The sequence below is a fragment of the Nocardia sp. NPDC051833 genome (assembly GCF_040681225.1).
Lineage (GTDB): Bacteria > Actinomycetota > Actinomycetes > Mycobacteriales > Mycobacteriaceae > Nocardia.
Map to the genome: position 1 here is coordinate 292,907 of NZ_JBFAYK010000003.1, position 13,140 is coordinate 306,046.

The following is a 13,140-nucleotide window of genomic DNA, read 5'->3' on the forward strand; positions in this document are numbered from 1 at the left end:
CGCGGTGCAGGGCAGTTCTTTTCGGTCGTTGCTCAGAACAGGGAGGGGATGCGTGCATCGATGAGGTGCGGGCCGGGCTCGGCCAGTGCCGTGCGGAACTGCTCGGCCAGCTCCGCGCAGGTGGTCGCGACCGTCGCGGGCACGCCGAAACCGCGGGCGATCTCGGCGAAGTCCATGTCCGGGCGCGCCAGGTCGAGCAGGCTCCCCGCCTTCGGACCCACCTCGGTGGCCCCGACGCGCTCCAGCTCCATCCGCAGAATCGCGTAGGCGCGGTTGTTGATGAGCACCGTGGTGATGTTCAGGTTCTCGCGGGCCATCGTCCACAGCGCCGAGATGGTGTAGGCGGCGCTGCCGTCGCTCTGCAGTGCGATCACGGGCCGGTCGGGGGCGGCGACCGCCGCGCCGACCGCCACCGGCAGGCCCTGCCCGATGGCACCGCCGGTGAGCGAGAGCACGTCGTGGCGTGGCGATCCCGCGGTCGCCGCACCGAGGAAGATCCCGGAGGTGTTCGACTCGTCGGAGATGATCGCGTCCTCCGGCAGCAGCGCGCCGATGACCTTCACCCAGTTGCGTACGTCGAGTGGCCCGGTGGGTAGCTCGGGCAGCGACGATGCCGCGCCGCGCGGCTCGACATCGGCCGCGACCACCGCGGCCAGCGCCTCGAGCGCGGCGACCACGTCGACATCAGATGCCGCGAGCTCATGGACGGTCGCGCCGGCCGGAACCAGATCGCTCGGCTTGTCCGGATAGGCGAAGAACGACACCGGCGCACGGGTGCCCGCGACGATCACGTGCTCGGCGCCGTCGAGCTGGCGGGTGGCCTGCTCGGCCAGATAGCCGAGGCGATCGACGGCGGGCACACCTGCCCCGCGGGTGAGCCGAGCGGGGTGGGTCTCCACGAGGGGACGTGCCCCGGTGGCGGCGGCGATGCGGTCGGTCGCCGCGAGGCCGCGCTCGGTGGCCGCCGGCCCGCCGATCAGTAGCACGCTCGACTCGCCGCTGCGCAGAACCTTCGCGATCTCGGCGATGATCGACTGGTCGGGTGCCGCCGCCGGAACCGGCTCGACCGGCGTCGCCGGAACCCCGCCGTCACCCCAGGAAACATCGGCGGGCAGCACCAAGGTGGCGATGCGCGACGGTGTCGCCTGCACGGCGGCGACCGCGTCCGCGGCGTCGCGCCCGATCAGTTCGGGGGAGCTACCGCGACGCGTCCAGCTGTGGCTCCAGCCGGTGAGCGCGTCGATATCGGAATCCAGGGGAGCGTCGTACTGCTTGTGGTCGGCGGCGTGCTCACCGACGACATTGACGATCGGGGTGTGTGCTCGCCGGGCGTTGTGCAGATTCGCCAGACCATTGGCCAAGCCGGGGCCGAGATGAAGGAGTGTGACGGCCGGTTTGCCCGCGATCCGGGCGTACCCGTCGGCCGCGCCGGTGACGACGCCCTCGAACAGGCACAGCACGCCGCGCATGCGCGGCACCGAATCCAGCGCGGCCACGAAGTGCATCTCCGAGGTTCCGGGATTGCCGAAGCACACTTCGACTCCGGCGTCGGCGAGCGTGGCGATCAAGGCTTGGGCACCGTTGGTCATGCATGCACCTTTTCTTCGAGGATGACGCCGGGGTTGAGTATCCCGGCCGGATCGAACGCGTGCTTGATGCCACGCATCAGCGTGAGCGCGACCGGATCGGCCACGGCGGTGAAGTGGGCGGTCTTGATCCGCCCGAGGCCGTGCTCGCCGGAGACGGCACCGCCCAGGTCGGTCGCGAGTGTGAAGACGCGGCGCAGCAGTGCCTCGCGTGTGGCCTCCGCACGGCAGAACACGCCCATGTGCACGTTGCCGTCGCCCGCGTGACCGCAGCCGACGAGGACTGCGCCGACCTCGTCGGCCAGAGCGGTCGCCCTGTCGAAGAACGCGGGCATCGCGGCCCGGGGAACCACCACGTCCAGGACCTCGTCGGCCCCGGCCGCTTTGGCCGACCAGAACGCCTTCTCCCTGGCCTCGATCAGCAGGCGAGCCGAATGGCCTTCGAGCACATAGATATTCAGTGCTCCTGAGCTCTCCAACAGCTGACCGAGCAGGTCTATGTCAGTATCGAGCGGGGCGCGCTCGCGGTTGTCGAGCCCGATCACCAGGTACGCGCGGGCGGCAGCGCGAACCCCGGGATCGATGCCGAGCTCGAGCTCCTGGGCCCTGCTGATCGCGTCCAGAGTGACGGTGTCGAGGTATTCGAGGATGGTCGGTGCCACTCCCGTGCGCAGGGTCGCCGGCACCGCCGCCATGACCGCGGCGAGATCGGCGAAGGCGGCCATCAGGGTGACGCTGTGCGCGGGCCGCGGGTACAGGCGCACGGTGATTTCGGTGGCCAGCGCGAGGGTGCCCTCGGAACCGATGATCAGCTGTGTCAGGTCGTAGCCGGCGGACAGTTTGGTGAGCTTGCCGCCGGTGCGTAGCAGTTCGCCCGAGGGCAACGCCGCTTGCAGGCCGAGCACATTGTGTCGGGTGACGCCGTAACGCACCGCCCGCATACCGCCCGCGTTGGTCCCCACGGTGCCGCCGATGCTGGCGGACAGTTCGCCGGGAAAAACGGTGTACATCAGGCCGTATGGCGCGGTCGCCGCGTCGAGCGCGGCCAGCGTGACACCCGGCTGCACCACGGCGACCTGGTTGTCGATGTCGACCTCGAGGACAGCGGCCATGCGCTCGAACGAGATGACCAGGCCGCCGGGCGCAGGTCGGCAAGCACCGGACAAGCCGGTACCCGCGCCTCGCGCGGTCACCGGGATCCCGGCGGCCGCCGCCGCGGCGAGGAGTTCAGCGGTTTCCCCGGCGGTGGCGGGCAGCGCCAGGTACCGCGGCGCCACCGGCGTGCCGGCGAGCGCCTCGTCGTGGTGGTAGTCGGGACCGATCCGGTTCCCGGTCAGCACATGAGCCGACCCGACGACAGCCGCGAAGCGGTCGAGCGCCCGCTGGTCGGGCGCTGTGTCTGTATCCGGAGGGGTACTCAAGGGCGTGCCACGTCGCTGTCACGTGACGATGCGGTGGAACGCAGTGCGGTGCGGTCGATCTCGCGCTTGAGGATCTTGCCGGTCGAACCCTTCGGGAGCTGTTCGACGAACTGGATGACGCGCGGAATCTTGTACGCGGACAATCGCTCCCGTGTCCAGGTGTCGATGTCGGCGGCGGTGAGCGTCGATCCAGCCCTTGGGGTGACAACGGCCGCGACCTCCTCGCCGTAGTACTCGTCGGGTACCCCGACCACGGCGGCCTCGACGATATCGGGGTGCTCGTACAGGACTTCTTCGACCTCGCTCGGATACACGTTGTAGCCGCCGCGAATGATGAGGTCCTTGAGTCGGTCGACGATCCGCAGGTCGTGCTCGGCATCGAGCTCGCCCAGGTCGCCGGTGCGGAACCAGCCGTCTTCGGTGAGCGCGTCGGCCGTGGCGTCGGGGCGGTTGCGGTAGCCCTTGAACACCGTGTCGCCGCGGACGAAGATCTCGCCGACCTCGCCCGGCGCGCACTCCGTGCCGTCGGGAGTGCGGATCTGCATCTGCAGGCGCGGAACCACCCGGCCCACCGAGCCGATCTTGCCGCCGCGATCGATGTCGTTGAAGGCGCCGAACGCGGTGGTCTCGGTGAGCCCGTAACCTTCCAGGATCGTGCAGCCGAACTGCTTCTCGAAAGCGCGTGCTACTTCGCCGGGGAGGGACGCGCCACCGGAGACGGCGACGCGCAGGGTTGCGAAATCTGTGCCGTCGGCGTCGCCCGCGGCGTGCAGCATGGCGTTCCACATGGTCGGCACGCCGCACATCACGGTCAGTTCGTCGCGGCGCAGTATCTCGATCATGGCCTGTGGCGTGAATTTCGGCAGAAGCGACAGCGATCCGCCGCTGGTGAAGGTCGCCATCATCACTGCGGCCTGTCCGAAGACGTGGAACAACGGCAGGGCGGTACCGGTGCGATCCTCGGCCGATGTGCCCGCGACGGCGCAGCCGATCTGGCCTGCCGCGAGCAGATTGGCGACGCTGAGTTCGGCGCCCTTGGGTCGCCCGGTGGTGCCCGAGGTGTACAGGATCGCCGCGGTCTCGTCGGGGGCGCGATCGACGATCTCGGCCAGGGGAGTGGCCTCGGTGTCCGCGCCGGCACTCAGCGTCAGATGGGTGACGCCCGCATTGTCGGCGGCCCGCGAGACCGCGGGTCCGATCTCGTGCCAGCTGATCGCGAGTTTCGCGCCGGCGTCGGTGAGGTAGTAACCCGCCTCGACTTCGGTCGACATGGTGTTGATCGGCACCACGGTCGCGCCGATGGCCTGAATTCCCATGTACGCCACCACGAATTCCGGGCAGGACGGCGCGGCGAGCAATACCCGGTCGCCCGCGGCGACCTCGTGACCGGCGAGCAGTTCCGCGTAGCGCAGGCTGCGCTCGAGCAGTTCGGAGTAGGACCAGGGGTCGGCGGTCGTGTGGATCGCGATGCGCTCGGTGGGCGCGCCGGCGTGCCTGACGATCGGGTCGATCAGATTGGACATGGGAGCTGCCTTTCGGAACAGGCGACAGGGTGCAGCAGCTGATGTGCTTGGCGTCACTGTAGGCACGGAGCTGAATTTACACAACAGTCGTGATGTAAATGTGTGGATGTCGGGATCACCCGGCGTGCATTTCCTCGACGGTCACGCCCTCGAGCGATTGATTCGTCGTCCGCGGGCCGAAGGCCAGGATGACGATCGAGAACGCGACGAAGGCTGCCGCCGCGGTGATCATCACGCCCGCTCCACCCCAGGCGCCGTAGAGCGTGGCGCCGAGCACGCCCGACAGTGCGCCACCGGCGTTGCCGACGCTGATGATGATCCCGCTGCCCAATCCGCGGGCCTCGGTGGGAATCGTCTCCGGAATGTAGGCGAAGTAGCCGGTGATCGTGAGTCCGGTGATCACGCCCGCCGCTCCGCCCGCCGCTGTCACCAGCCAATCGCTGGTGGCCAGGCCGAGCGCGACCAGCGGGAACGCGGACAGGACCGAGGACGCCAGAATGAGTGTCTTGCGCTCGACGCGGTCCATTACCAGCAGGGCGACGAGCGGGGTGACGAAGTAGGCGACGTTCCAGATGAGCTGGATCCGGTAGGCGTCGGTCTCGGGGAAGGCCAGGCCGTCGACCAGGACATACATCGCCCAGTTCTGGTACAGGAACAGACCGAAGGTGGCGCCGAAGTAGCCGATCGACAGTACGACGACGGTGCGGATGATGTGCTTGTTGCGCAGCAGCGTGCGCAGCGACAGTGGCGGCGGGCTCGCGGTCGCGGCCTGGGGTGCGATGAGTGGGCCCCGGCGCCGCGCGCGGGCCTCGAGTCCGCCGACGATGTGTTCGGCTCGGTCGATCTGGCCGCGTGTGATGTGCCAGCGCACCGACTCCGGCATCAGGAAGCGGGCGAGAGGCGCGATGAGCAGGCCGACGCCGCCGACGACGAACAAGTGCCGCCAGGTATCCGGCCCGCCGTTGGGGACGGTGACCAGCGCCAGCAGTGCGACGATCGGGGACACGATCACGAACGCTGAGGTGACGATCGAGACGAACCGGCCACGGGTCTTGGCCGGGAACATCTCGGCGATGTACACGAGCAGGGCCGAGGTCGCCGCCTGGACGCCGATCCCGGTGATCACCCGGGCGATGAGCATTGTCTCGAAGTTCGGCGCCAGGCCGGTGGCGATCGCGCCGAGCGAGTAGAGCGTCGTGCCCCACACGAGGATCGAGCGCCTGCCGAAACGATCGGCCAAGCGACCGCCGAAGAGACCGCCGATCACCATGCCGACGAAGAACGCGGTGCTGACGATGCCGATCTGGCCGAGGTTCAGGCCCGCGTTCTCCACGATCGCGGGGATCACGTACGCGAACAGCGCGTTGTCGTAGTACTGCAGCGCCAGGTTCGCGGTGAGGATGCTGATCCACAGGATGTGGGGTGCCAGTACCGGCAGGCGGTCGAGACGTGGGGGGATTGCCGCCGGGTTCTTCTCGGGGGCGGGGCCGGCCTCGGTATCGAGCAGGGTCATCGGGTGTGCCTTATCGACGAAGCGAATGTACGTGACGGACATCACTGTAGGAGCTACGCTGTGTTTTGCACAACACTTGTGATGTAAATTCTCGGCACAACATCCGAACGGGACCCGAGCGGGCGAACCGCCTGTGATCGGCGTTGACGGAAGGCAAGCGATATGAAAACCAAGGGCGCGATTCTCTGGGGCGTGAACGAGCCGTGGTCGGTGGAGGAGATCGAGATCGACGATCCTCGCGACGGAGAAGTCCAGGTAGAACTGGCCGCGTCGGGGCTGTGTCACTCGGACCACCACCTGGTCACCGGTGATACCCCGGTCGACCCGTTCCCGGTACTCGGTGGCCACGAAGGCGCGGGCGTGATCAGCAAGGTCGGCCCAGGCGTCAAGGGCCTGCGGGAGGGCGACCATGTGGTGCTCTCGTTCATTCCGGCCTGCGGGCAGTGTGGGCCGTGTTCGTCCGGTCACCAGAACCTGTGTGATCTGGGCATCGACCTGCTCACCGGCAAATCGATCAGCGACGGGACGACCCGGGTGCGCGCACGCGGTACGGACGTCATCCCGATGTGCCTGCTCGGCACGTTCTCGCCCTACGTCACCGTGCATCAGTATTCAGTGGTCAAGATCGCCGACCACATCCCGCTCGACGTGGCCGCGCTGGTCGGCTGCGGAGTGACCACCGGCTGGGGTTCGGTCACCAACGTGGCCGAGGTTCGGCCGGGCGAGAACGTCGTGGTGGTCGGGGTCGGAGGCGTCGGCATCAACTCGGTGCAGGCCGCGGCCGCCGCCGGAGCGAAGAACATCATCGCGATCGACCCCGTCGCCTATCACCGCGAGCAGGCCGAGCGGTTCGGTGCCACCCACGTCTTCTCGTCCATGGACGAGGCGCTGGCGCCGGTGACCGAGCTTACCTGGGGCCTGATGGCCGAAAAGGTCGTCCTCACGATCGGGCGGGTCCGGGGCGAGCACATCGAGCCCGCCCTCGCGCTGACCGCGAAAGCGGGCACCTGCGTGGTGGTCGGTATGGGGGACCTCGAAGACAACGAAGTCAGGTTCAACCTGACCATGTTCGCCCTGCTGCAGCAGCGTCTGCAGGGTGCGGTCTTCGGCGGCGCCAACCCGCGAACGGAGATCCCGTCGCTGCTGTCGATGTATCAGGCGGGCAAGCTGGAGCTGGACGGTCTGATCACCAACACGTATCGCCTGGACGACATCAACCAGGGCTACCAGGACATGCTCGACGGCAAGAACCTGCGTGGCGTCATCGAGTACACCCAGGCGGACCGATGAGCGAGCTCGACTACACCAAGATCTACGTCGACGGCGACTGGGTCGCGTCCGATGGCGCGGGCCGCATCGAGGTCGTCGACCCCACCACCGAGACGCCGATCGCGGCGGTGGCCGAGGGCACCGCGCGCGATGTCGATCGGGCCGTGCGCGCCGCTCGGGCCGCCTTTCCCGGCTGGTCGGCGCTGCGCGGCGCCGAGCGCGCCGGCTATCTGCAGCGGGCCCATGAGGTGGTGATGGCGCGCTACGGCGAGCTCACCGCGCTGGTCTCGCGCGATATGGGCATGCCGGTGTCCTTCGCTGGTCCGGTGCAGATCGAGATGCCCGCGGGCAACCTCGCCGTCTTCGCCGAACTCGCGCGAAGCTACGAGTTCGACAACGAAGAGGTGGGCAACGCGCTGATCGTGCGCGAGCCGGTGGGCGTCGTCGGCGCCATCACCCCGTGGAACTATCCGCTGCACCAGGTGGTGCTCAAGATCGGTGCCGCGCTCGCCGCGGGCTGCACGGTGGTGCTCAAGCCCACCGAGGTGGCGCCGTTGATCGCCTACGAGCTGGTCGGCATCTTCGATGAGATCGGTTTGCCCGCAGGCGTGTTCAACCTGGTCAGTGGATATGGACCGGTGGTCGGCGAGGCGATCGCCGCGCATCCCGGCATCGACATGGTGACCTTCACCGGGTCGACGCAGGCAGGCAAGCGGGTCGCGAAGGTGGCGGCCGAGACGGTGAAGCGGGTCGCGCTCGAACTGGGTGGAAAGTCGGCCAACGTCATCCTCGACGACGCGGATCTGGAACAGGCGGTCACCGACGGCATCGGCAAGTGCTTCCTGAACTCGGGTCAGACCTGCTCGGCCCTGACCCGGATGCTGGTGCCGCAGAACCGGATCGCCGATGCCGCCCGGATCGCGGCCGAGGTTGCCGCGGCGTATCGGGTCGGTGATCCGGCCGCCGAGACCACTGTGCTCGGCCCGCTGGTGAACGCCAATCAACTCACCCGGGTGCGGGCCTATATCGACAGTGGTGTCGCGGAAGGGGCGACGCTGGTGCTGGACGGCCGCGAAACCGCGGAGACGAAGGGGTATTTCGTCGGGGCGACGGTGTTCGCCGATGTCACCGAGGAGATGACCATCGCCCGTGAGGAGATCTTCGGACCGGTGCTGTCGATCATGGGCTACCGCGACGAGGACGAGGCGGTGCGGATCGCGAACAACTCCGACTTCGGCTTGGCCGGTGGTGTCTGGTCCGGTGACACCGAGCGTGCGCTGCGCGTCGCCCGGCAGCTCAGGACCGGGCAGGTGGAGGTGAACGGTGGCGAGTTCAACATCGCGGCACCGTTCGGCGGCTACAAGCAGTCCGGTGTCGGCCGGGAAGCGGGTACCTTCGGCCTCGAGGAGTTCTTGGAGGTGAAGGCCATCCTGCGGTAGCGCGGTTAGGGCGGAGGTCACGCGGTAGCGCCACCTCGGGTATGCACAACGGTTGTAATGCGAATTCTGTGACAGAATTGCTTCCATGGTGAAGCAGCCCGAGAGCGCCGCCCGGCGAGGCAGGCCGGCCGGTGACCACAAGGCCAAGCGGGTGGAACTCCTGCGGGCGGCCACCGCGGTGATCGCCGAGGAGGGCTACGCCAAGGCCTCGTTGCGCAAAGTGGCACAGCGGGCGGGTTACACCACCGGCGCGGTGACCTACTACTTCGCCAACAAGGACGAGTTGATCACCGCGCTGGTCGAGAGTCGTTTCGATCGATACGACGAGATGCTCGAGACGGCGAGGGAACAGCCCGACATTCCCGCGCTGATCCGGCGCTGGCTGGCGATGACAACCGGTGACTCGCAGCACTGGCCGGTCATGTCGGAGCTGCTCGTGCACGCGCGTTCCGAACCCGCCCTGGCGACCTTGATCCGGGAGCGCTACGCCCGGTATCGCGATACCCACGCCTCGATCATCAAGACCGCGCAGGCGCGTGGTGCCATCCGTGACGACATTCCCGCCGAGTTGCTGGGCGATCAGCTGGCCGCCATGGGCGACGGCTGGACGATGATGTATCCCTACGAGCCGGAGCGATTCACGCCCGCTCGCATAACCGACCTGCTCGACGCGGCAATCACGCTGATTGCCCCGCGCCCGGACGCCGGCCAGCCGTAACGACTGCGCGCGGCACCGCAGGTCACCACCGACTCGAGCAAACGCTCAGAAAATCTACCCATTGTGCGGGCGTGCGTCGGCGCGCCCTGGAGCCGCGCGCTCCGGAAAGGCTGTCATGACGGTTTACGAGACGATCCTTGTCGATGAAGCTCGGCCGGGCGTAGGGCTGATCATCCTCAACCGGCCCGAGAAACTGAATTCCTTGAGCCGAACCGTCGAACGGGAGGTGCTCGCCGCGGCACTGGCCTTCGATCGCGACCCCACCATCGGCGCCATCGTCATCACCGGTTCCGAGCGTGCGTTCGCCGCGGGGGCGGATATCGCCGAAATGTCCCCGTGGGCGTTTCCCGACCTCGACGGGATATCGCTGTACGAGGATTGGGATCGCTTGGCCGCCCTGCGGACGCCGTTGATCGCCGCGGTGTCGGGCTATGCGCTGGGCGGCGGATGTGAGCTGGCGATGCTCTGCGATTTCATCATCGCCTCGGACGGAGCGACATTCGCACTGCCGGAGATCACGCTGGGCATTCTCCCCGGTATCGGTGGCACGCAGCGAATGGCCAGGGCGGTGGGCAAAGCCAAGGCGATGGAGTTGTGCTTGACCGGTCGCCGGATGGGCGTCGAGGAAGCGGAGCGGGCGGGTCTTGTCGCCCGGGTCGTTCCGGCGGCGAGTCTGATCGACGATGCGCTGTCGACCGGTGAGCAGATCGCGAGAATGTCCCGCCCCGCCGCGACCGCCGTGAAAGACGCGGTGAATCGCGCGTTCGAGTCGTCCTTGGCGGAGGGTCTTCGATACGAACGGGCGTTGTTCAAGGCGCGGTTCGCGACCGCTGATCAGAAGGAAGGCATGGCTGCCTTTCTGGAGAAGCGGGCCGCGGAGTTCATTCGGCCCTAGCCGCAGGCGTACCCGTGCGGGCCGGTGGGTGACCTATCGGCCCGCGCCGGTCAGCCGGCGCCGACGATGCGCAATGCCATGTCGGCGTAGGCGGTGGCGATGTCTTCCGGCGACCAGTCGCCCTCGTCGCGGTACCAGCGCGAGATATCGATGCCGAGCGACAGCAGGGCGGTGGCCGCGATCCGTGCGTCGGGGGTGTCGAAGGCGCCTGTATGGATGCCGCGCTCGACCAGATCCCGAATTGTCTGCTCGATCTGATGGCGGATGCCGCGAATCTCGATGCGGTGTTCGGGACTCAGCGAGTTCAGTTCGTAATTCACGATCCGGGCGCTGGTGTGCCCGCGGGCGTGGTGCACGGCGAAATCGCGGACGACAGCGCGCAGCGCGGTCGCCGGATCGTCGGACGACGCGGCCGCCTTCTGGATCAGCTCGAGCGTTTCGTCGTGGCCCGATCGCGAGATCAGGTACAGCAGTTCTTCTTTGGATTTGTGATGCACGTAGACCGCGGCCGGGCTCACGCCTGCGGCCGCGGCGATATCGCGCGTAGTCGTCCCGTTGAAGCCCTTCTCTGCGAACGCTGCGATCGCGGCTTCGAGCAGGCGTGCGCGGGTCGCGTCGCTGCGGGATTCGGTGGTGTCGGTCATGGGAATGCCATTATCTCGCCTCGGTGGATGGGCACTCGCCAGGGGCGATGTGATGTGGATAACAAGCGGTGCGGGCTGGCTGTCTCTTGACGCCGGTTCAGGGTCGCCTGCACTATCTTACTAAGCAAGCGCTTATTCACCAAGGAGATGTGATGCCGGAAGCTGTGATCGTCGCCGCTGCCCGTTCCCCGATCGGCCGGGCGGGCAAGGGTTCGCTCAAGGACATGCGTCCCGACGACCTGACTGTCCAGATGGTTCGGGCCGCCCTGGCTCAGGTGCCGAACCTCGATCCGACCGAGATCGAGGACCTCGTTCTCGGTTGCGGGCAGCCGGCGGGTGAGTCGGGCTTCAACATCGCCAGGGCGGTCGCCGTGCTGGCCGGGCTCGACACCGTTCCGGGCACCACCGTCAACCGCTACTGTTCGTCGAGTCTGCAGACCACCCGCATGGCGCTGCATGCCATCAAGGCGGGCGAGGGCGACATCTTCATCTCGGCGGGCGTCGAGACGGTGAGCCGCTTCGTCAAGGGCAACGCCGACGGCCTGCCCGACACCGAGAACCCGATCTTCGCCGACGCGGTCGCCCGCACCGCCGAGCGTGCCGCCGGTGGTGCCGCGTCCTGGGCCGACCCGCGCGGCAACGGCGTACTGCCCGATGTCTACATCGCCATGGGACAGACCGCGGAGAATGTCGCCCAGTTCACCGGGATCACCCGCGCCGAGCAGGACGCATTCGGTGTGCGTTCGCAGAATCTGGCCGAAAAGGCCATCGCCAACGGCTTCTGGGCCACCGACATCACCCCGGTCACGCTGCCCGACGGCACTGTGGTCAGCGCCGACGACGGCCCGCGTGCCGGTGTCACGCTGGAGGCGGTGAGCCAGCTGAAGCCGGTGTTCCGCCCGGATGGCACTGTCACCGCGGGTAACTGCTGCGCGCTCAACGACGGCGCGGCCGCCCTGGTCATCATGTCCGACACCAAGGCGAAGGAACTCGGTCTGACCCCGCTCGCGCGCGTCGTCAGCACCGGAGTCTCCGGTCTGTCGCCGGAGATCATGGGCCTCGGCCCGATCGAGGCGTCCCGGCAGGCGCTGCGCCGCGCCGGTCTCGGCATCGACGACATCGACCTGGTCGAGATCAACGAGGCGTTCGCCGTGCAGGTGCTCGGCTCCGCCCGGGAACTCGGCATCCCCGAGGACAAGCTCAACATCAACGGTGGCGCGATCGCGGTGGGCCACCCGTTCGGCATGACCGGCGCCCGCATCACCAGCACCCTGATCAACTCGCTGCGCTTCCACGACAAGCAGTTCGGGCTGGAGACGATGTGCGTCGGCGGCGGCCAGGGTATGGCGATGGTGCTGGAGCGGCTGTCGTGACCGGGCGTTTCGCGGGCAAGGTCGCGATCGTCACCGGCGCGAGCCGTGGCATCGGCCTGAGCATCGCGCAGCGGCTGGTCGACGAGGGCGCGAAGGTCGTCGTCACCGCCCGCAAGAAAGACGCTCTCGACGAGGCGGTGCTGCAGCTCGGTGGCGCCGAACACGCACTGGGTGTCGCCGGCCGCGCCGACGATCTCGACCATCAGCGCGACACGGTCGAGCGTGCCATCGCCACCTTCGGCGGTGCCGACCTGCTGGTCAACAACACCGGCATCAACCCGGTCTACGGCCCGATGATCGAGATGGACCTCGAAGCGGCCCGCAAGATCGTCGAGGTCAACTGCTTGGCCGCGCTGTCGTGGACGCAGCAGGTGCACATGGCGTGGATGGCCGAACACGGTGGCGCGGTGGTCAACGTGTCGTCGGTGGCCGGGGTCAAGCCGGCGCCGGGCATCGGCTTCTACGGCGCCAGCAAGGCCATGCTGACCTACCTCACCCAGGAACTGGCCGTGGAACTCGGCCCGCGGCTGCGCGTGAACGCGGTCGCGCCCGCGGTGGTGAAGACCAAGTTCGCCACGGCCCTCTACGAGGGCAAGGAGAAGGAACTCGCCGAAACCTACCCGCTCAAGCGCCTCGGTGAGCCCGAGGACATCGCCGGCGCGGTGGCATTCCTGCTCTCCGACGACGCGTCCTGGGTCACCGGCCAGCTGCTGGTCCTCGACGGCGGCGTCACGCTGACCGGCGGAGTCTGACAACCAC

11 protein-coding genes are annotated in these 13,140 nt (G+C 67.9%); 6 read left to right on the forward strand and 5 right to left on the reverse strand.

The features are described from left to right. Positions 1-32: 32 nt before the first annotated feature. The 4 genes from AB0L91_RS26005 to AB0L91_RS26020 all read right to left on the reverse strand — a co-directional run bounded on the left by AB0L91_RS26005 (position 33) and on the right by AB0L91_RS26020 (position 6,043). Positions 33-1,589 carry an acetolactate synthase large subunit gene (locus AB0L91_RS26005; protein WP_365014310.1) on the reverse strand — a complete coding sequence of 519 codons (1,557 nt, stop codon included), beginning with the start codon at positions 1,587-1,589 and terminating at the stop codon, positions 33-35. After that, positions 1,586-3,007 (reverse strand): FAD-linked oxidase C-terminal domain-containing protein, encoded by a 1,422-nt coding sequence (locus AB0L91_RS26010; RefSeq protein ID WP_365014312.1) that lies wholly within the window; start codon positions 3,005-3,007, stop codon positions 1,586-1,588. The genes AB0L91_RS26005 and AB0L91_RS26010 overlap by 4 nt, the downstream gene beginning before the upstream one ends. Then, the gene (locus tag AB0L91_RS26015; RefSeq protein WP_365014314.1) at positions 3,004-4,530 is read right to left on the reverse strand and encodes an AMP-binding protein; all 1,527 of its coding nucleotides are present in this window, start codon (positions 4,528-4,530) and stop codon (positions 3,004-3,006) included. The genes AB0L91_RS26010 and AB0L91_RS26015 overlap by 4 nt, the downstream gene beginning before the upstream one ends. A 115-nt stretch (positions 4,531-4,645) precedes the next feature. Then, on the reverse strand, positions 4,646-6,043 hold the full coding sequence (locus AB0L91_RS26020; protein WP_365014317.1) for an MFS transporter: 1,398 nt from the start codon (positions 6,041-6,043) through the stop codon (positions 4,646-4,648). A 162-nt stretch (positions 6,044-6,205) separates the two neighbouring features. On the opposite strand from AB0L91_RS26020, the gene AB0L91_RS26025 reads away from it, so the two are divergent. From AB0L91_RS26025 to AB0L91_RS26040, 4 genes are all read left to right on the forward strand, one after another. Continuing rightward, positions 6,206-7,333: an NDMA-dependent alcohol dehydrogenase gene (locus tag AB0L91_RS26025; RefSeq protein ID WP_365014320.1), complete on the forward strand. Its 1,128-nt coding sequence runs from the start codon at positions 6,206-6,208 to the stop codon at positions 7,331-7,333. Beyond that, the gene (locus AB0L91_RS26030; protein WP_365014322.1) at positions 7,330-8,751 is read left to right on the forward strand and encodes an aldehyde dehydrogenase family protein; all 1,422 of its coding nucleotides are present in this window, start codon (positions 7,330-7,332) and stop codon (positions 8,749-8,751) included. Before AB0L91_RS26025 ends, AB0L91_RS26030 begins: the two co-directional genes overlap by 4 nt. Positions 8,752-8,836: 85 nt before the next feature. Continuing rightward, entirely contained in the window at positions 8,837-9,469 is a 633-nt protein-coding gene (locus tag AB0L91_RS26035; RefSeq protein ID WP_365014324.1) for a TetR/AcrR family transcriptional regulator, read from the forward strand. Between the two features lie 115 nt (positions 9,470-9,584). Next, positions 9,585-10,364, forward strand: a complete 780-nt coding sequence (locus AB0L91_RS26040; RefSeq protein ID WP_365014327.1) for an enoyl-CoA hydratase-related protein — start codon at positions 9,585-9,587, stop codon at positions 10,362-10,364. A gap of 50 nt (positions 10,365-10,414) precedes the next feature. Here the strand turns inward: AB0L91_RS26040 and AB0L91_RS26045 are convergent, their stop codons facing one another. Continuing rightward, the gene (locus AB0L91_RS26045) at positions 10,415-11,008 is read right to left on the reverse strand and encodes a TetR family transcriptional regulator (protein ID WP_365014328.1); all 594 of its coding nucleotides are present in this window, start codon (positions 11,006-11,008) and stop codon (positions 10,415-10,417) included. 152 nt (positions 11,009-11,160) lie between these two features. Between AB0L91_RS26045 and AB0L91_RS26050 the strand changes: the two genes are divergently transcribed. Together AB0L91_RS26050 and AB0L91_RS26055 are read left to right on the forward strand one after the other, a co-directional pair. Beyond that, entirely contained in the window at positions 11,161-12,381 is a 1,221-nt protein-coding gene (locus AB0L91_RS26050; protein ID WP_365014331.1) for an acetyl-CoA C-acetyltransferase, read from the forward strand. Beyond that, positions 12,378-13,133 carry an SDR family oxidoreductase gene (locus tag AB0L91_RS26055; protein ID WP_365014334.1) on the forward strand — a complete coding sequence of 252 codons (756 nt, stop codon included), beginning with the start codon at positions 12,378-12,380 and terminating at the stop codon, positions 13,131-13,133. Before AB0L91_RS26050 ends, AB0L91_RS26055 begins: the two co-directional genes overlap by 4 nt. Positions 13,134-13,140 lie beyond the last annotated feature (7 nt).